This is a genomic window from Mesorhizobium sp. M0029, from assembly GCF_040323735.1.
In the GTDB taxonomy this organism is placed as follows: domain Bacteria; phylum Pseudomonadota; class Alphaproteobacteria; order Rhizobiales; family Rhizobiaceae; genus Mesorhizobium.
Map to the genome: position 1 here is coordinate 1 of NZ_JAMYVF010000008.1, position 17,450 is coordinate 17,450.

The window sequence follows — 17,450 nt, forward strand, 5'->3', positions numbered from 1 at the left end:
CAAAAGCACCCACGTCGGCCCGCCATTGGTGCATACACCCCCGCCTCGCCCCCCCCGTCCCTCCCCCCCTCTTCTTTGTTTCTTCGCGCCCCACCTCTCCCCCGATCGACGGGGGAGAGGAAGGGCTCCCTTCCGCAACCGTTGCGGAGGATGGGCAGGCAGGTGAGGGACAGCGCAAACGTCCGCAGGAGATTCAAACCCTGAAGCGCTGCCTTAGACCGATATGCGAGATTGATCCGAGCTGGCACGCCAGCGCCACTTATGTCCAACGCGGTACGAATCCGGCCGATGCAAAATCGCTACCTGCCCTATCTCTTGACCTTGCCCAGCCTGTTTCTGGCCGCAGTCGTCATCTTCTGGCCGGTCTGGGACCTGATCCAGATATCGACGCATGATGTCAGCCGTTTTGGGCAGCTGCGGGACTTCAACGATTTCGCCAATTATTCCGCCTTCCTCGCCGATCCCGATTTCCTGGCGGCACTCTGGCGCACCGGCGTATGGACCGTGCTGGTGGTCGGCGGCGCGCTGCTGTTGTCCGTTCCCGTGGCGATGATCCTCAATACCGATTTCTACGGCCGCGGCATTGCCCGCGTCATCATCATGCTGCCCTGGGCGGTGTCGCTGACGATGACGGCGGTGGTCTGGCGCTGGGCGCTCAACGGCGAAAGCGGGATGCTGAATTCGGCGCTGATCGGGCTCGGCCTGATCCATGAAAACATCCAGTGGCTAGCGCGCGCCGAGACCGCCTTTCCGATGCAGGTGCTGATCGGCATATTGGTGACGGTGCCCTTCACCACCACGATCTTCCTCGGCGGCTTGTCATCAATCCCGGACGATCTATACGAGGCGGCCGCCCTGGAAGGGGCGACGCCGCTGCAGCAGTTTCGCGAGATCACCTTTCCGCTGCTGAAGCCGTTCATCAACATCGCCATCGTGCTCAACACCATCTACGTCTTCAATTCCTTCCCGATCATCTGGGTGATGACGCAGGGCGGGCCGGCCAACTCGACCGACATATTGGTCACCCACCTCTACAAACTGGCCTTCCGCATCGGCAAGCTTGGAGAGGCCTCGGCGGTATCGCTGCTGATGTTCGCCATCCTTTTGATCTTCACCATGATCTATGTGCGCCTCGCCATGCGGGAGCAGCGTACATGACGCCCAAGCTGAAGCGCACGATCATCGCCTGGCTGCTGCTTTCGCCGCTGCTCGTGGTGACGATCTTCCCCTTCGCGGTGATGTTTTTGACCGCGGTCAAGCCGCGGCAGGAGGTGCTGTCGCCGACCTGGTGGCCAAGCGAATTCCACTGGTCGAATTTTGCCGACATGTGGGTGGCGACGGGATTCGGCCAGGCGTTAGCCAATTCGCTCTATGTCTCGGTTATCGCCACCGTCGGCGCCATCCTGATCTCGGTGCCGGCCGCCTATGCCATGTCGCGGTTTCGCTTTGCCGGGTATGGCGCCTTCCGCCAGTTCCTGCTGATCTCGCAGATGATCTCGCCGATCGTGCTGGTGCTTGGCCTGTTCCGGCTGATGGCCGCCTGGGGCCTGATCGAATCGACGACGGCGCTCGGCGTCATCTACATGGCTTTCAACGTCGCCTTCACCGTGTGGATGCTGCAGAGTTATTTCGACACCATCCCGCGCGATCTCGAGGAAGCAGCGTGGATGGAGGGCACCGGCCGCTGGCTGACCTTGCGAAAAGTGTTTCTGCCGCTTTGCCTGCCGGCAATCGCGGTCACCGCCATCTTCACCTTCATCAACGCCTGGAATGAGTTCGTCGTTGCGCTCACAATGCTGCGCAGCCAGGAAAGTTACACGCTGCCGATCCAGGTGTTCTCGCTGGTCGCCGGCCGCTACACGATCGAATGGCACCATGTAATGGCGGCGACGCTGCTGGCGACGCTGCCGGTGGCGATTCTGTTCATCTGGCTGCAGCGCTATCTCGTCCGCGGGCTGGCGCTCGGGGCGGTCAAATAACGGCGCCATTCACAACGGAGCTTTCATGCGCATCTTCACCGCCTCGCTGGCGACCGAAACCAACACCTTCTCGCCGGTGCCGACCGACCGGGCGTCGTTCGAGATGGCGTTCTATGCCGGGCCGGGCAAGCATCCAGACACGCCGACCTTGTGCTCCTCGCCGATGGTCGCGCTGCGCCGGCGTGCGGCTGCCGAAGGGCTGACCGTCATCGAAGGCACCGCCACCTGGGCGGAGCCGGGCGGGCTGGTGCAGCGGCAGACCTATGAGGCGTTGCGCGACGAGATTCTCGGCCAGTTGAAGGCAGCCTTGCCGGTCGGCGCCGTCATCCTCGGCCTGCACGGCGCCATGGTGGCGCAAGGCTATGACGATTGCGAAGGCGATCTGCTGGAACGGGTTCGCGCAATCGTCGGGCCCGACGTGGTGATCGCGGTGGAGCTCGACCCGCACAGTCATCTGACCCCAAAGCGCGTCGCGGCATGCAATGTCATGGCCTATTTCCTCGAATTCCCGCACACCGACTTCTATGAGCGCGGCGAACATGTCGTCGAGCTTGGATTGGCGGCGGCGCGCGACGAGATCAAGCCGGTGATCTCGACCTTCGACTGCCGCATGATCCAGGTGCTGCCGACCAGCCGCGAGCCGATGCGCTCCTTCGTCGACCGCATCAAGGCGCTGCACGGCAAGCACGGCGTGCTGTCGGTCTCGGTCATCCACGGCTTCATGGCGGCGGACGTGCCGGAAATGGGCACGCGCATCCTGGTCGTGACCGACAATGACAAGGCCAAGGGCGATGCGCTGGCGGAGAGGCTCGGGCGCGAGCTTTACGCCATACGCGAAAGGACGGCGATGACGATGCTGAACACCGAGGATGGCATCGCGCGGGCACTGGCCGTGCGCAAGGGAAACCCCGGCAAGCCGGTTGTGATTGCCGACATCTGGGACAATCCCGGCGGTGGCGTCGCCGGCGACGGTACCGTTGTGCTGCGCGCCATGTTGGAACAGGGCGTTGACAATTTTGGCGTGGCGACGATCTGGGACCCGATCGCCGTCACATTTTGCCAGGCGGCAGGCGAAGGCGCCGTCATCGACCTGCGCTTCGGCGGCAAGGCCGGGCCGCTGGCCGGCGAACCGATCGATGCGCGCGTCAAGGTGTTGAAAGCCGTCCCCGAGGGCTGGCAGAGCTTCGGGCCGAGCCGGGTGACGCTCGGACCAACGGCGCTGGTGCGCATCGAGGGCACGGAGGTCGACATCATCCTCAACACCAACCGCACGCAGACCTTCGAGCCGGATATTTTCTCCAACATCGGCGTCGATCCGTTGTCGAAGGACATATTGCTGATCAAGTCGACCAACCATTTCTACGCCGGCTTTGAACGGATCGCGGCGGAGATTATTTATGTCTCAGCGCCGAGTTCGTATCCGAGCAATCCGGCGGTGACGGATTACAAGAAATTGACGCGGCCGGTGTGGCCCAGGGTGGCGGATCCTTGGGCAGTATAGGCTCACCTTCTCCCCTTGTGGGAGAAGGTGTCGCCGCAGGCGACGGATGAGGGGTGTTCCAGCGGAGTGAGGCGTCGGCGTTCCCTGGAACACCCCTCATCCGTCTCGGCGCTTCGCGCCGATCCACCTTCTCCCACAGGGGGAGAAGGGAAAGCCGCGCTACACCAATCCCCGCTTCACCATCATCGCTTCCGGCGAAGGCATCTTGCCGCGGAACGCCGTGTACAGCTCCTCCGGATCCTTCGACCCGCCGGCGGCATAGATATTCTTCCGAAGCCGTTCCGCCAGCGCCGGGTTGAAGGGATCGCCGGTCTCCTCGAAGGCGGCGAAGGCGTCGGCGTCGAGCACTTCCGACCACATGTAGGAATAGTAGCCGGCTGAATAACCGTCGCCTGAGAAGATATGGCCGAAATGCGGGGTGCGATGACGCATGGCGATGGTGTCGGGCATATCAAGCTTTTCCAGCGTTTCGGCTTCGAAACGCAGCGGTTCCGCCGGCGCATCCGGCCGCGCGTGATACGCCATGTCGATCAGCGCCGACGCTGTGAACTCGACCGTGGCGAAACCGGCGCCGAACGTGCGGGCGGCCAGCATCTTGTCGAGCAGCGACTTCGGCATCGGCTTGCCGGTCTTAACATGCAGCGCATGCTTTTCCAGCACTGCGGGCACCGTCAGCCAGTGCTCGTAGAGCTGCGAAGGCAGTTCGACGAAATCGCGGGAAACCGAGGTGCCCGCCACCGACGGCCAGGTGACGTCGGTCAGCATGCCGTGCAAAGCATGGCCGAATTCGTGGAACAGGGTCTTGGCCTCATCGACCGACAGCAGCGCCGCTTCCCCCGCCGGCGGCTTGGCGAAGTTCATGATGTTATAGATCACCGGCTTTGAGCCATCCCCAAGCTTGTAGCCAGACTTCAGCGCGCTCATCCAGGCGCCAGAACGCTTCGAGGATCGGGCGAAATAGTCGGCGAGGAACAGGCCGCGCTCGCTGCCATCGGCGTTCTTCACCACGAAGACGCGCGCGTCGGGATGCCAGGCGGCGATGCCCTTCTTCTCCTCGAAAGTGATGCCGAACAGTTTTGTGGCGACGTCGAAGCAGGCGTCGATGACCCGGTCGAGTTGCAGATAGGGTTTCAGTTCCGCCTCGTCGAAGTCGAATTTTTCGGCGCGCAATTTCTCCTGGTAGAAGCGCCAGTCCCAGGCGGCGAATTTTTCGTTGCTGCCTGCCTTGGTCGACAGCCGCTCCAGCTCCTTCTGGTCGGCGGCGGCCTTCTCCAGCGCTTTCTCCCAGACCGGGTCGAGGAGGTCGTGCACCGCCTTCGGCGTCTTGGCCATGGTGTCGTCGAGCTTCAGCGCGGCGAACGAGGCATAGCCGAGCAGCCTGGCCTTTTCGGCGCGCAATTTCAGCATGTCGCGCACCACTGCGGTGTTGTCGCTGGCGCCGCCATTCTGGCCGCGCATGGTGAAGGCGCGGAAAGCGGTCTCGCGCAGATCGCGGCGTTCAGAAAAGGTCGTGAACGGCTCATAGATTGAGCGCGACAAAGTGACGGCGTAGCGGCCCTTCTGGCCGCGCGTCTCGGCGGCTTCGGCCATCGAACTCTTCACGAAGTCCGGAAGGCCGGCAAGATCAGCCTCGTCGAGGAACAGCGCCCAGTCGCGCTCGTCGGCCAGCACGTTCTGGCCGAAAGTGGTGCCGAGCGAGGACAGCTCCTCGCTGATGTTGGCCAGCCGCTTCTTGCCGTCGGCGTCGAGTTTTGCGCCCGATCGCACAAAGCCTTTCCAGGTCTTCTCCAGCACCCGCAGCGTCTCGGCGTCGAGTTTTAGCGTCTCCCGGCGCTGGTAGAGGTCGTCGATGCGGGCAAACAGTTTCTCGTTCATCGAGATCGCCGAGAAATGCCGCGACATCTTCGGCGAGATCTCACGCTCCAGCGCCTGGATCGCATCGTTGGTGTGGGCGCCGGCCCGGCACCAGAAGATCGACGAAACATGGTCTAGCGGCTCACCGGCGAGCTCGAGGGCTGCCAGCGTATTCTCGATGGTCGGCGCATCCTTGTTGCCGGCGATCGCATCGATTTCGGCCTCATGTGCCTTCAGCGCCGCGTCGAACACCGAGGAGAAATCATCGTCGCCGATGCTGGCAAAATCCGGCAGGCCGAGCGGCCCTTGCCATTTGGTCAGCGGATGGGCGGCGAGATCGACGGTTTTCGTGGACGGCATGGGGGATCTTTCGATGATTGGCGGAGCTTGCTGACCGATGTAGGGCGATGACTGGCGCGGCGCAACAGCGCGGCCGTTCAAGCCCGCGTCAGAAGCCGTCGCAATTTTCCGCGATCGCCGCTTGCGAACTGGCGGTGATGCGGTTGCCGGTGACGGCGAACGTTTCCTGCATCAGCATGTCATTGTTGGGGAAATCATAGCAGGCGATGACAGTGGTGACGCCGGCCTCGCTCTTTTCGACGCGATGCCGGATTGCGGCGCCGGCGACCGCGCCCTTCCATTCGTCGATCGACGCGATGAACTCCTGCTTCGACTGCACGACGCCGAGATCGTCGAGCTTGATGCGGACATCGTCGGCGAGCAGGTCCGACAATTCGGTGCGATCGGCGACCAGCAGCGCCGAATACCAGCGGTCGATAATGGCGCCGTCATCGGAGCGGGCAGGGACGAGCGAAATCAGCAGCGCCGCTACGGCGAAAGCGATCGCACGCCAAACCCGCATTCTTCCCTCCTCTTATTTGACCATGCCCTTATCCGAAAACCGGTTCCCACTTTTCGGGATCATGGGTCTACGTCAAATCCGGCCGCTCGAAGTCGCCAGTGTCCTTGTTCATCACCCAGAGCTCGCCTGTCGAGATGTCGAACCAGGCGCCATGCAGCGACAGCCGCCCCTTGCCTTCGAGGATGGAGACGCAAGGGAAGGTCCTGAGATTGGCGATCGAATAGCGGATGGAAATACGCTCCAGCGCCGTCTGCCGTTCGGTTGCCGTCATGAACGTGCTGGACGAAACGGTTTCGGCCGCCGGCGCGATCAGGCTCATCCATTTGCCGATGAAGTCGCCGGGCGACAGCGGCGCCGAATTGGTGTCGAGCGCGGCGCGGATGCCGCCGCAGCGGCCATGGCCCATCACCACGATGTTTTTAACCTTCAGGCTCTGCACGGCGAATTCGAGCGCGGCCGAGGTCGAGTGGAACTCGCCGTCCGGCGCATAGGGCGGCACCAGATTGCCGACATTGCGCAGGACGAACAGTTCGCCCGGACCGGCGTCGAAGATCGCCTCGGGGGCAGAGCGGGAATCGCAGCAGGCAACGATCATGGTTTCGGGCGCCTGCCCTTCGCGGGCGAGCTCGCGATAGCGTCCGCTCTCGGTGAGATAGCGGCCATTCATGAAGTTGCGGTAGCCGGTCCAAAGATGTTCGGGGAGATGGGGCATGGGCTAGGGATGAAGCCTTTCGGGGTTAGCGACGGCAGCTCATTTCAAGTTAGAAAGGCTCTAACGGCAAATGCCCGTCGCGGGCAATGCCGAATTGCGGATGGCTTCGTCGCAAATCGCCATGCCGCACGCATGGCTCGCCGCTTGCCTCACGCCCAGATCGCCAGGGGAATGCCCAAACGGTCGGCAAGCGGCGGGTCGGGAAACGGCTTTGCCTCGCCGCCGGCAATGCGTCCGGCAATCAGCATCATCGCTGCGGCGTCGAGGAAATCGTCGGCGGCAGCACCGCGTTGCGGCGGCTGGCCAAGGAAAGCTCTGGTATAGCCGTGCCGGCAGAGCAGTGCCTTGCGCTCTTCCATCCCGGCAGGATTGACTGCGCCCTTGATCTTCTTCGGCAGCGTCATCGGTTTTTCGCCGTTCAGCCGGCAGAAGGCCGCTTCGGGGTGCGATTCGAAGACGCGGCGGCGCAGTTGCGGACGTGCGATCAGCAGCGCGTCGATCTCGCGTATCTTGGCAAAGATGCCGAAGGCCTGGATCGAGACGCCGCGTGGCGGATCGGAGGTCGCCCTGGCCACCTCGCTGGCGCGCCGATGCGCCTCATACCAGGCCTCGACCGTGGTGAAGTCGCTGATGTCGGCGTAGAGGGCCGCGCGGGACGGGATAGAGAAGACGCTGGATTGCCGTGCTCCGAGCATTGGCCGTACCAAGGTCTCCGGCCCGCGCCCGCCTCTTTGCGAGACGTCCGGCAGGCCGATCGGCATGTCGACGGCCACTGTCGCATCGGCGGGCAAGGCGTCGAGCAGGGCCGCAAAGCTGGGAAAGACGCGGACTGACGGCGCGGCGTCCAGATCGCGGCGGACGGCGATCCAGCCGGCCTTGCAGCCGTCTACGCCGACGACCACGGTCGAGGTCACGCCCGGCGGTCCCGCCCCGGATGGGTGAGGTGGCGCAGCTGCACCATCGCCATCGGGTGCGACAGGCTCTGGGCATCGGTTTCAAGCTGCAGCTCGTCGCCGCCACGCTTGGCGGTTCGCGCCAGGATTTCGTAGACGGCGGCGGTGGTCGATTGCAGCGCCTTGATCGGCGGCTGCCCCGACAGGATGCGGGCGAGGTAGACGGCCGCAGTCAGGTCGCCGAGGCCATTCGGCGGCTTGTCGATGAGGCGGTGTTCGGACAGCAGCGCCTGGGTGCCGTCAAGCAGCAGATTGCCGGTGCCGCCGGTCATCATCGACTGTGCCGACGTCACCAGCATTGTTGACGGTCCGGCATGGAGGGCGGCCGAGATCACGGATTTCAGATCGGGCAAGGGCGCGCCGGCCATCCACTCCAGCTCATAGCGGTTGGGGGTGGCGATGTCGGCGATCGGCATCAGTCGATCACGCATGGCGGCGGCCGTCAGCTCGGGCACGTAGAGCCCGCCGGAATCGCCCATCACCGGATCGCATATATAGATCGCGTCCGCCGTCTTGGCCTTGATGGCCGCGACCAGCGAAGCGACGGCGTCGGCCTGGCCGGCCTCGCCGAGATAGCCCGACAGCACCGCACCGACCTCACCCAGCCAGGGCGCGCGCTCGAGATCGGCCATCAGCGCCTTGAACTGGTCGAGCGGCGGCACGATGCGCGTGGCGCGGCCATGGCCCGGATGCCAGGGCAAGATGACCGTCGGTACCGCCCACACCGGAAAGCCCAGCGTCTCCAGCGCAAACACGGCGGCGCGGTTACCGACCGAGCCGCGGGCGACATGGCTGGAAATGACGATGACCGCGCGCGGCGCGTCGGCTTTTTCGCTGTTCATGGAAAATCCTAGATACGGATCATTTTTCGTTGAATCGTCATCCTGATCTATCTCTTTGGTTGGAGGATGATCTCCGGACAAAACGGTTCCCGTTTGTCCGAGAAAACCGGTTCCTACTTGTCAGGATCATGGTCTAGCTACCCCGGGAGACGTAGTACACGAGCCAGATCAAAAGGCCGAGGGCGACGATGAGCCCAAGTGCGCGACCGATGCGGGTGCCCCAGACCTCGATCGGATCGGATCGGTCGGCCTCCGCTGCGGTAACATGATCGCGCGCGCCTTTCGCTGCCCGTGACACCAGCGATGCGCCGCCAAGGCCGCCCTCGTTCGCCACGCGCTCGATAATGCGGCGCGATTCGCTGTCATCGTCGCGGCCTTCCGCCATGGTCCTGTCCTGTTTGCCGGCAACCATACCGTGTTCGCGCGATCAATCACAGGGCCTCGCCGGCGCATGAATGCGCGCCAGCGGCAGACATTTTCTTGAGCGCGGATTGTGCTAATGCTTCGCATGCAACTTCTGTCGAGGGACCTCACCATGTTTGCCCAGCGCCTTGCCTTCCCTTTCCGCAGTCTGCCGGCCGTGCTGATGATGGCCGTCGTGCTGCCTCTGCTCGCCGGCTGCGGCTTCAACACCATCCCGACGGCGGAGGAAAACGCCAAGGCGGCATGGAGCGAGGTGCTGAACCAGTATCAGCGTCGGTCCGACCTCATTCCCAATTTGGTCGAGACGGTGAAGGGCTATGCCTCGCATGAAAAGGACACGCTCGATGCGGTGGTCGAGGCGCGCGCCAAGGCAACGCAGATCACGGTGACGCCGGAAACGCTGAAGGACCCCGAAGCGCTCAAGAAGTTCCAGGATGCGCAATCAGGGCTGACCAGCGCGCTGTCGCGGCTGATCGCGGTGTCGGAGGCCTATCCCGACCTCAAGGCCAACCAGAATTTCCTGGCGCTGCAGGCGCAGCTCGAAGGCACCGAGAACCGTATCGCCGTGGCGCGGCGCGACTACATCCTGGCGGTCAAGGATTACAATCTGACGCTGAGGACCTTTCCGTCGGTGCTATGGGCAACCTTCTGGTTCCGCAGCAACGAGCCCTTCGCCAACTTCACCGTCGAAGAAGACAAGATGCAGCCGCCGAAGGTCGATTTCGGCACGAAGCAGGGCGGGTGATGACGTCTGGGTGAGCTTGGCCTTTGCCAGCCTTGCGTTCCTTCACACCCCCCTCTGTCCTGCCGGACATCTCCCCCTCAAGGGGGGAGATCAGCTGTCTTCTGTCCTTGCGCCAATTATCAGCGTTGCCGGCTGAGCGTCGGCAGCGAGATTGCCAATCTCCCCCCTCGAGGGGGAGATGTCCGGCAGGACAGAGGGGGACGCGAAGGAACGCCAACCTTGGTGTTCTTCTCGCCTTTCTGGCCGTCTTCCTGCCCCTCACCGCCTTCGCCGCCGACCTCCCCGCGCTGACCGGCCGCGTCGTCGACAATGCCGGAATCATCAATGCAGGCACCAAAGCCGCGCTCACCCAGAAACTCGCCGACTTCGAGACCAGAGGCTCCGACCAGATCGTCGTCGCAACCATCCCCAGCCTCGACGGCGAGGAGATTGAGCCTTACGCCAACCGGCTGTTCCGCTTCTGGAAGCTCGGCCAGGCCAAGGAAAACAACGGCGTGCTGCTGCTGGTGGCGCCGAACGACCGCAAGATGCGCATCGAGGTCGGCTATGGGCTGGAAGGCACGCTGACCGATTTGCACACCAAGCTGATCATCGAAAACGACTTGGTGCCGGCGTTCCGCGCCGGCGATTTCTCCGGCGGCATTTCCAAGGCCGTCGACGACATGGTGATGGTGCTGGAAGGCAATCCGGAGGAATTGGAGGCGCGCGGCGAGCGCAACCAGAACCCGCCCATCAATACCGACAATCTGTTCTTCGCCGTCTTCATCAGCATCTGGGCGATCATCTTCCTCGGCAGCATGGCTGCCTCCATCCTGCCGCCGATCTTCGGCAGAAAGCTCGGTCCCGGCCGCTATCGCTGGCTCGGCATGACATTCGAGCCGGGCCGGCGGTCGTCCAGCGGCGGCGGGTCTTCGGGCGGGGGCGGCTGGTCGTCGGGTTCAAGCGGTGGTGGCGGCTTTTCCGGCGGCGGCGGTTCGTCCGGCGGCGGCGGCTCCTCGGGAAGCTGGTGAAGAGATGACCACACGCATCGCCAATCCCTGGCATGGCCGCTTCGCCACGATGACCGGCGCTGCCTTGCTGGTCTTGCTCGTCAGCGTCGCGGCGCTGGCAGCGGAGCTGCCCGCCCTCGCGGGACGCGTGGTAGACAATGCCGACATCATCGATGCCGCGACCGAGGCGGCGCTCACCCAAAGACTGGCCGATTTCGAGACCAAAGGCTCCGACCAGATCGTCGTCGCGACGGTTCCCAGCCTCGACGGCGAGGAGATCGAGCCTTACGCCACCCGGCTGTTCAACGCTTGGAAGCTCGGCCAGAAGGCCAAGAACAATGGCGTGCTTCTGCTGGTGGCCGTGAACGACCGCAAGATGCGCATCGAGGTCGGCCACGGGCTGGAAGCCACGCTCACCAACCAGCACGCCACACGGATCATTGAAGGCATGGTGCCGGCCTTCCGCGCCGGGGATTTCTCCGGCGGTATTTCCAAAGCGGTCGACGACATGATCATGGTGATTGAGGACAGTCATGGTGGTTGAGGGGAACTGGTGACGGCATGACAGTACGCGTCTTCAATCCGCCAAGACCTGGCCGCGCAGCCGCGACGATCGGCATCGCCCTGTTGACGATGCTCACCATGCTGTTTGTAGCCTTGGCGGCAGACCTGCCGGCACTCACCGGGCGGGTGGTCGACAATGCCGGTATTATCGACGCCGCGACCAAGGCGGCACTGACTCAGAAGCTCGCGGATTTCGAGACCAAAGGCTCCGACCAGATCGTCGTCGCCACGATCAACAGCCTCGACGGCGAGGAGATCGAACCCTACGCCAACCGGCTGTTCCGCTCTTGGAAACTCGGCCAGGCCGGCGAAAACAACGGCGTGCTTCTGCTGGTGGCCAAGAACGACCACAAGATGCGCATCGAGGTCGGCTACGGGCTGGAAGGCACGCTGACCGACCTGCACACCAAACTGATCATCGAAAACGACATGGTGCCGGCGTTCCGCGCCGGTGATTTCTCCGGCGGCATTTCCAAGGCCGTCGACGACATGGTCATGGTGCTGGAAGGCAACCCGGAAGAACTGGAGGCGCGCGGCAAGCGCAACCCGGCCGACCGCAGCACGCCCATCGATCCCGTCGTCGCGGTCTTCCTGATCCTGTGGGCGGCGATGTTCTTCGGCGGCCTGGCGATGGCCTTCCTGCCGCCGATCTTCGGCACCAAGCTGTCGCCGGGCGTGTATAAATGGCTGGGCATGACCTTTCGCTACGGCCAGGGGCCGAGCGGATCGTCCTCGGGCTCCAGCAGCTGGACAACAAGTTCGTCGTCGGGCAGCGGATGGTCATCGGGAAGTTCGGGCAGCAGCTGGTCTTCGGGCTCAAGCAGCGGCGGGTTTTCAGGCGGCGGCGGTTCGTCTGGCGGTGGCGGGTCTTCAGGGAGCTGGTGAGAGAAGATGGCAACACGACCGATCAGCCCACAGGACCATGAGCGCATCGCCACCGCGATCCGCGCGGCCGAGGCCAAAACCGACGGCGAGATCTACTGCGTCGTTGCGCATGCCAGCGACGGCTATTTCTTTCCCGCCGCCTTCATGGCGACATCGGGCATGCTGATTGCCAGCCTCGCCGTCGCTTATGGGCTGGAAGCCTGGTGGCTGTCGATCCGGCTGCCGCATTTCGTCATTGTCCAACTGCTGGCACTGGCCTCGGTGTTGGTGCTTTTGTGGGCGCTGCCGGGCTTGCGCATCCATCTGGTGCCGCGCCGGCAGCGTTATCAGGCGGCACATCACAATGCGCTCAGGCAGTTCCTCGCCCGCAATGTCCACCGCACCACGGCGCGCACCGGCGTGTTGGTCTTCGTGTCGATCGCCGAGCGTTATGCCGAAGTGGTCGCCGATTCGGGCATCGACAGCAAGGTCGGCCAGCATGTCTGGGACGGCGTGGTGCGCGATCTCCTGCAGCATGCCGGTGACGACCGGCTCGCCGACGGCTTCGTCAAGGCGATCGGGCAGGTCGGCGCGGTGCTGGCCGAGCATTTCCCGGTGACGTCGGGCGACGCCAATGAGCTGGACGATCATCTCGTCGAGATCTGAAGAGCCTGCACGCGCTACCCGGACGGACGCCTGACCGCGCCGGCTGGGCGCGTTTTCCAGGCAGGCTTTGCCCATTGTCAGCAGTGTCGCGATCGGCTGTGAGAAAGCGGTCGGCGGGCTGACCTCGACTCTTGCAAATGGCCGATGCGGGTTTATGGTTAACAAATCATGAATACGCTGAGCATCGACATCAGGAAAGCCGAACCGCGCGACGCCGGCGCCATTGCCGACGTGCACCAGCTGGCCTGGGAGGGCGCCTATTCCGGCATCATCCCGCATCGCTCGCTGACCTCGATGATCAACCGCCGCGGCGCCGACTGGTGGGCCAACGCCATCCGCCGCGCCGCCACCGTTCTGGTGGTCGAGATCGGCGGCACCATCGCCGGCTATGCCACGATCGGCAAGAACCGCGCCCGCGAGCTGAAGCAACAGGGCGAAATCTACGAACTTTACCTGCGTCCGGAATATCAGGGCATCGGGCTCGGCAGCCGGCTGTTCAAGGCGGCGCGGGCGCGGCTTGCCGACCACGGGCTGAAGGGAATGGTGGTGTGGGCGCTGGAAGACAACCAGAACGCACTTTCCTTCTATGCCGGCGCGGGTGGCCGTGACGTCGCCGAAGGCGTCGAGATTTTCGAGCAGAGGGCGCTCAAGAAGGTCGCCTTCGTCTGGGAATGACCGGTCTCGGTTACAAATCATCATAAACCGTGCGCTTCCGTTAGCGCTTCGCACCAATCGCCGCATTGCACCATGCCGCGCCGCCCGCTATCGATCTTGGACATCGAGAGAGGGATTTAAGCCATGCGAATCGAAGCCATTGCCATCGGAAAGAACCCGCCCGAGGACATCAACGTCATCATCGAGGTGCCGATCGGTGGCGAGCCGATCAAGTACGAGATGGACAAGGAGGCCGGCACGCTGTTCGTCGACCGTTTCCTGCATACGTCGATGCGCTACCCCGGCAATTACGGCTTCGTGCCGCACACGTTGTCGGGCGACGGCGACCCGATCGACGTTCTGGTCTGCAACACCCGCGCGCTGGTGCCGGGCTGCGTCATCAATGTGCGGCCGATCGGCGTGCTGGTGATGGAAGACAATGCCGGCCAGGACGAGAAGGTCATTGCCGTGCCGTCGCCGAAGCTGACGCTGCGCTACGAAAACGTCACCGAATACACGCAGCTGCCCGAGATCACCCGCGACCAGGTCCAGCACTTCTTCGAGCACTACAAGGATCTCGAGCCCGGCAAATGGGTCAAGATCGAAGGCTGGCACGATTCCAAATACGCCAAGAAGATGATCGTCGACGCGATCGCACGGGCGAAGGCGGCGAAGTAGCGCCGAGAGAGGCCTGCGTCTCGTTCAAGTAAGCGGCAAACGCCAGCGCGAGGCACCCCCCTCTGGCCTGCCGGCGATCTCCCCCTCAAGGGGGGAGATCGGATGTCGCAACGGCTTTCGTCAATTTTCAGCGCCGAAAGAAAAGCGCCGCCAGCGAAGCTGCCAATCTCCCCCCTTGAGGGGGAGATGCCCGGCAGGGCAGAGGGGGGTGCCTTGCACCCACGTGGCTAGTTATCCACCCGACCAAACGCCGGCACGTTGCCGATGACGGTGTGCTTGTCCTTGCCACAGGCGAAACTCTTCGCCTTGTCCGCCAGCTTGCGCGCCTGGTCATTGGCCTGCGGGTTGCCGGTGGCCAGCACGAGGCCGATGGTGCAGCCGTCGCGGGCTTCCATCTGGGCGACCTTGGCGACCAGCAGCACTTCGGTCGGCTTGTTCTCGTCCTCGGGATTGCTGATCGAGCGGCGGTGGATGACGGCGAAGGGAACGGCAACCTCGCCCTTGGTCTCGATGCGCCATTCGACCTTGGCGCCGGACGAGTTGAGGCCGGAAAAGCTCTCCCAGACCGAGGTCATCTCGCCGCCCGGCGGAAACCCGTAAAACAGCGATTCACGCGCATCGTCATAGGCGATCAGCACGGGATAGCCGCGATAGCCGGAGCAGGCGAGTTCGGCCCAGTCACCATCGCCTTCCTCGGCCTGCGCATAGGTCACGCAATCCTTTTGCGAATCGAGGTCGGTGTAGACGCTGGATATGCCATCGGCATGGGCTGCCTGGCAGAGGGCGGCGAGGGCGAATGGAACAAGCAGCAGGGTTCGCATGCGGACGTCTCCCTTGAGGTTGGCCCCAGCCTATCGGCAAATCTGCAGCCGGCCTAGCGTGCCAATCTCAACGTTGGCGCCGCCCCACATCGCCCTGCCGGGCAATTCTCCCCGTGAACGGGGAGAAGCGCAACGCTGGCAATTGGCGAAATCGTGATGAGAGCGTCCCTCGCCCCATTTCCGGGAAAGGATGCAGGCAGGTGAGGGGCGGCGCCAACGTTAGAAAATGCTATTTCTTCAAGCTCGCCTCGATCAGCAGGTCGGCGTTGCGGGCCACCGATTGCGCCGGGCCGCCCAGGCCGAAGAGCTGGCCGCTGATATAGGCGCCTTCGATCAACAGCAGCAGGCCGTCGCCGAGCGTGTCAGGGTCTTTAGCGCCCATCGCTGCGGCCATGGCGCGCAGGCGGTGGCGCAACTCCTGCTTGTTGGCCTCGCTGACGACACGCGCCGGATGGCCATGTTCGGGATATTCCACCGCCGCGTTGGTCATGCCGCAGCCGCGATAGTCCGGCCTTTGCGTGCGCTTGCCGACGCGAGTCAGAAAAGCCCTGAGCTGTGCGCGCGGGTCGCCGGGATGGGCAGCCACGGCTTCGTCGAAACGCTCCCAATACTCACGGTCATATTGCCTGAGATAGGAAGCGGCGAGCTCGTCCTTGGAGGGAAAGCTGCGGTAGAGGCTGGGCTTGGTGACGCCGGCGCGCTTGACGATCTCGTCGACGCCGATCGCCCGGATGCCGCGGCGGTAGAACAGGTCGTAGGCCACGTCGAGGATTTTCTTGGCAGCCTTGGGCGGTGCGGCTGCATGACCGTCCTTGATGGTCAGTTCAATATTTTTGTCCGTTGGCATGGTATGACTCGATTGACGTGTTACCGATCGGTACGTATACATGTCCCCACCTGCAACGTACCGGTCAGTAACATGATAGCTCAATCCCGTCCCTTTGGCCAGCGCTACGCTTTCGTCGTGGTCGGCGTCATCTTCCTCTGCCTGTTGATCGCGGCCGGGCTTCGTTCGGCTCCTTCCGTGATGATGCTGCCGTTGGATAAAAGCTTCGGCTGGGGGCGCGATACGGTTTCGATTGCCGCCGCGATCGGCATCTTCCTCTACGGCCTGACCGGGCCGTTTGCGGCCGCACTGATGGAGCGTATCGGCTTGCGCCGCACGCTGCTTGCCTCGCTTGTGATCATGTCGGGCTCGACCGCGCTCAGCCTGCTGATGACCGAGCCATGGCATCTGTTCCTCACCTGGGGCGTGTTTTCAGGTATCGGCTCCGGCGCGGTCGCCACCGTGCTCGGCGCCACCATCGTCAACCGCTGGTTCAAGACCAATCGCGGCTTGGTGATGGGGCTGATGTCGGCCTCCAGCGCCACCGGCCTCTTGGTGTTCCTGCCGCTACTGGCATCGCTCGCCCAGTCCGGCGGCTGGCAGCCCGTCGCCACCGCCGTCTCTATCGCCACCGCCTGTCTTCTGCCGCTGGTCTGGCTGTTGGTTCCGGAGCGTCCCGCTTCGATCGGCATGGTGCGCTATGGCGCAGGGGCCGATGACGTGCCGCCGGTGTCGCCGGCATCGCAAGGCAATTTCCTGGCGCATACGCTGAACACGCTACGCCGCGCCGCCGGCACCCGCGTCTTCTGGTATCTGTTCGCCACCTTCTTCATCTGCGGTTTCACCACCAACGGGCTGGTCGGCACGCATCTGATCTCCTTCTGCGGCGATATGGGCATCCCCGAGGTACAGGCCGCGGGCCTGCTGTCGCTGATGGGCATTTTCGACCTGATCGGCACGACTTTGTCAGGCTGGCTCACCGACCGTTTCGACCCGCGCAAGCTGCTCGGCGTCTACTACGGCATTCGCGGCCTGGCGCTAATCTATCTGCCCTATTCCGGCTTCTCGGCGACTAGCCTGATCATCTTCGCCGTGCTCTACGGTCTCGACTGGATCGCCACCGTGCCGCCGACGCTCAGGCTCGCCAACGAGGCGTTCGGTGACCGCAGCGGCCCGATCGTGTTCGGCTGGATCGTAGCCGGCCACCAAGTCGGCGCCGCCACCGCCGCCGCCTTCGGCGGCACCATGCGCGAACTGCAGGGCAATTACGAACTGGCCTTCCTGATCGCCGGTTTGACGGCGATCGTGGCTGCGTGTCTGTCGCTGCTGATCAATACGAGCAGGCCGGCTTTCGATCCGGAGCCGCAAGCGGCGTAAGGCGCGGTACTAATCTCCCCCATCAGGGGGGAGATGGCCGCGAAGCGGCCAGAGGGGGGCCGTGCGACCGGACTCAGCCTCTTGCGCATAGGAGGTCGGCGCTCCAAGCGAGGCGACCCCCTTCTGTCGCCTTCGGCGAC

The 17,450-nt window shown here is 63.7% G+C and carries 18 protein-coding genes and 1 pseudogene; 11 read left to right on the forward strand and 8 right to left on the reverse strand.

Annotation, left to right across the window (positions count from 1 at the left end):
- The first annotated feature begins 288 nt into the window (after positions 1–288).
- The 3 genes from NKJ76_RS15150 to NKJ76_RS15160 are packed head-to-tail and all read left to right on the forward strand — an operon-like array spanning position 289 to position 3,480.
- Positions 289–1,158, forward strand: coding sequence for a carbohydrate ABC transporter permease (locus NKJ76_RS15150; RefSeq protein WP_352537773.1), 870 nt, complete (start codon positions 289–291; stop codon positions 1,156–1,158).
- The gene (locus tag NKJ76_RS15155) at positions 1,155–1,979 is read left to right on the forward strand and encodes a carbohydrate ABC transporter permease (protein WP_352537774.1); all 825 of its coding nucleotides are present in this window, start codon (positions 1,155–1,157) and stop codon (positions 1,977–1,979) included. The genes NKJ76_RS15150 and NKJ76_RS15155 overlap by 4 nt, the downstream gene beginning before the upstream one ends.
- A 25-nt stretch (positions 1,980–2,004) precedes the next feature.
- The gene (locus tag NKJ76_RS15160; RefSeq protein ID WP_352537775.1) at positions 2,005–3,480 is read left to right on the forward strand and encodes a M81 family metallopeptidase; all 1,476 of its coding nucleotides are present in this window, start codon (positions 2,005–2,007) and stop codon (positions 3,478–3,480) included.
- 159 nt (positions 3,481–3,639) lie between these two features.
- Here NKJ76_RS15160 and NKJ76_RS15165 read toward each other — a convergent pair whose 3' ends face one another.
- The 6 genes from NKJ76_RS15165 to NKJ76_RS15190 form a co-directional block, all read right to left on the reverse strand.
- Positions 3,640–5,694 (reverse strand): M3 family metallopeptidase, encoded by a 2,055-nt coding sequence (locus tag NKJ76_RS15165; RefSeq protein WP_352537776.1) that lies wholly within the window; start codon positions 5,692–5,694, stop codon positions 3,640–3,642.
- 88 nt (positions 5,695–5,782) lie between these two features.
- The gene (locus NKJ76_RS15170) at positions 5,783–6,196 is read right to left on the reverse strand and encodes a hypothetical protein (protein WP_023668612.1); all 414 of its coding nucleotides are present in this window, start codon (positions 6,194–6,196) and stop codon (positions 5,783–5,785) included.
- Between the two features lie 67 nt (positions 6,197–6,263).
- Entirely contained in the window at positions 6,264–6,908 is a 645-nt protein-coding gene (locus NKJ76_RS15175; protein ID WP_023681438.1) for a carbonic anhydrase, read from the reverse strand.
- A gap of 149 nt (positions 6,909–7,057) precedes the next feature.
- Positions 7,058–7,822, reverse strand: a complete 765-nt coding sequence (locus NKJ76_RS15180) for a DUF429 domain-containing protein (protein ID WP_352537777.1) — start codon at positions 7,820–7,822, stop codon at positions 7,058–7,060.
- Positions 7,819–8,703, reverse strand: coding sequence for a pyridoxal kinase PdxY (gene pdxY / locus NKJ76_RS15185; protein WP_352537778.1), 885 nt, complete (start codon positions 8,701–8,703; stop codon positions 7,819–7,821). Before pdxY ends, NKJ76_RS15180 begins: the two co-directional genes overlap by 4 nt.
- A 133-nt stretch (positions 8,704–8,836) precedes the next feature.
- Positions 8,837–9,088: a hypothetical protein gene (locus NKJ76_RS15190; RefSeq protein ID WP_023698736.1), complete on the reverse strand. Its 252-nt coding sequence runs from the start codon at positions 9,086–9,088 to the stop codon at positions 8,837–8,839.
- A 150-nt stretch (positions 9,089–9,238) separates the two neighbouring features.
- On the opposite strand from NKJ76_RS15190, the gene NKJ76_RS15195 reads away from it, so the two are divergent.
- From NKJ76_RS15195 to ppa, 7 genes and pseudogenes are all read left to right on the forward strand, one after another.
- Positions 9,239–9,871: a LemA family protein gene (locus NKJ76_RS15195; RefSeq protein WP_023681434.1), complete on the forward strand. Its 633-nt coding sequence runs from the start codon at positions 9,239–9,241 to the stop codon at positions 9,869–9,871.
- Between the two features lie 239 nt (positions 9,872–10,110).
- Positions 10,111–10,881, forward strand: a complete 771-nt coding sequence (locus NKJ76_RS15200; protein ID WP_352537881.1) for a TPM domain-containing protein — start codon at positions 10,111–10,113, stop codon at positions 10,879–10,881.
- Positions 10,882–10,930: 49 nt separating this feature from the next.
- A pseudogene (locus tag NKJ76_RS15205) lies at positions 10,931–11,386 on the forward strand (TPM domain-containing protein); the annotation flags it as partial.
- A gap of 35 nt (positions 11,387–11,421) precedes the next feature.
- Complete coding sequence (locus NKJ76_RS15210) at positions 11,422–12,309, forward strand: TPM domain-containing protein (RefSeq protein ID WP_352537779.1); 888 nt, start codon at positions 11,422–11,424, stop codon at positions 12,307–12,309.
- Between the two features lie 6 nt (positions 12,310–12,315).
- Positions 12,316–12,954 (forward strand): TPM domain-containing protein, encoded by a 639-nt coding sequence (locus NKJ76_RS15215; RefSeq protein WP_023668621.1) that lies wholly within the window; start codon positions 12,316–12,318, stop codon positions 12,952–12,954.
- A gap of 168 nt (positions 12,955–13,122) precedes the next feature.
- Positions 13,123–13,629, forward strand: coding sequence for a GNAT family N-acetyltransferase (locus NKJ76_RS15220; RefSeq protein WP_023688843.1), 507 nt, complete (start codon positions 13,123–13,125; stop codon positions 13,627–13,629).
- A 123-nt stretch (positions 13,630–13,752) separates the two neighbouring features.
- Positions 13,753–14,286 (forward strand): inorganic diphosphatase, encoded by a 534-nt coding sequence (gene ppa, locus NKJ76_RS15225; RefSeq protein ID WP_023668623.1) that lies wholly within the window; start codon positions 13,753–13,755, stop codon positions 14,284–14,286.
- A gap of 227 nt (positions 14,287–14,513) precedes the next feature.
- On the opposite strand, the gene NKJ76_RS15230 is transcribed toward ppa, so the two are convergent.
- Complete coding sequence (locus tag NKJ76_RS15230; protein WP_352537780.1) at positions 14,514–15,107, reverse strand: hypothetical protein; 594 nt, start codon at positions 15,105–15,107, stop codon at positions 14,514–14,516.
- Between the two features lie 229 nt (positions 15,108–15,336).
- The gene (locus tag NKJ76_RS15235; RefSeq protein WP_352519149.1) at positions 15,337–15,954 is read right to left on the reverse strand and encodes a TetR/AcrR family transcriptional regulator; all 618 of its coding nucleotides are present in this window, start codon (positions 15,952–15,954) and stop codon (positions 15,337–15,339) included.
- 72 nt (positions 15,955–16,026) lie between these two features.
- Between NKJ76_RS15235 and NKJ76_RS15240 the strand changes: the two genes are divergently transcribed.
- Positions 16,027–17,310 (forward strand): MFS transporter, encoded by a 1,284-nt coding sequence (locus NKJ76_RS15240; protein ID WP_031199478.1) that lies wholly within the window; start codon positions 16,027–16,029, stop codon positions 17,308–17,310.
- Positions 17,311–17,450: the final 140 nt, after the last annotated feature.

What these genes read in the sequence shown, in the direction of transcription:
- NKJ76_RS15150 (WP_352537773.1), top strand. Translation starts at nt 289, where the DNA reads ATGCAAAATCGCTACCTGCCCTATCTCTTGACCTTGCCCAGCCTGTTT.
- NKJ76_RS15240 (WP_031199478.1), top strand. Translation starts at nt 16,027, where the DNA reads ATGATAGCTCAATCCCGTCCCTTTGGCCAGCGCTACGCTTTCGTCGTG.
- NKJ76_RS15220 (WP_023688843.1), top strand. Translation starts at nt 13,123, where the DNA reads ATGAATACGCTGAGCATCGACATCAGGAAAGCCGAACCGCGCGACGCC.
- NKJ76_RS15175 (WP_023681438.1), bottom strand. Translation starts at nt 6,908, where the DNA reads ATGCCCCATCTCCCCGAACATCTTTGGACCGGCTACCGCAACTTCATG.
- NKJ76_RS15195 (WP_023681434.1), top strand. Translation starts at nt 9,239, where the DNA reads ATGTTTGCCCAGCGCCTTGCCTTCCCTTTCCGCAGTCTGCCGGCCGTG.
- NKJ76_RS15165 (WP_352537776.1), bottom strand. Translation starts at nt 5,694, where the DNA reads ATGCCGTCCACGAAAACCGTCGATCTCGCCGCCCATCCGCTGACCAAA.
- NKJ76_RS15230 (WP_352537780.1), bottom strand. Translation starts at nt 15,107, where the DNA reads ATGCGAACCCTGCTGCTTGTTCCATTCGCCCTCGCCGCCCTCTGCCAG.
- NKJ76_RS15190 (WP_023698736.1), bottom strand. Translation starts at nt 9,088, where the DNA reads ATGGCGGAAGGCCGCGACGATGACAGCGAATCGCGCCGCATTATCGAG.
- NKJ76_RS15160 (WP_352537775.1), top strand. Translation starts at nt 2,005, where the DNA reads ATGCGCATCTTCACCGCCTCGCTGGCGACCGAAACCAACACCTTCTCG.
- ppa (WP_023668623.1), top strand. Translation starts at nt 13,753, where the DNA reads ATGCGAATCGAAGCCATTGCCATCGGAAAGAACCCGCCCGAGGACATC.
- NKJ76_RS15235 (WP_352519149.1), bottom strand. Translation starts at nt 15,954, where the DNA reads ATGCCAACGGACAAAAATATTGAACTGACCATCAAGGACGGTCATGCA.
- NKJ76_RS15155 (WP_352537774.1), top strand. Translation starts at nt 1,155, where the DNA reads ATGACGCCCAAGCTGAAGCGCACGATCATCGCCTGGCTGCTGCTTTCG.
- pdxY (WP_352537778.1), bottom strand. Translation starts at nt 8,703, where the DNA reads ATGAACAGCGAAAAAGCCGACGCGCCGCGCGCGGTCATCGTCATTTCC.
- NKJ76_RS15170 (WP_023668612.1), bottom strand. Translation starts at nt 6,196, where the DNA reads ATGCGGGTTTGGCGTGCGATCGCTTTCGCCGTAGCGGCGCTGCTGATT.
- NKJ76_RS15215 (WP_023668621.1), top strand. Translation starts at nt 12,316, where the DNA reads ATGGCAACACGACCGATCAGCCCACAGGACCATGAGCGCATCGCCACC.
- NKJ76_RS15210 (WP_352537779.1), top strand. Translation starts at nt 11,422, where the DNA reads ATGACAGTACGCGTCTTCAATCCGCCAAGACCTGGCCGCGCAGCCGCG.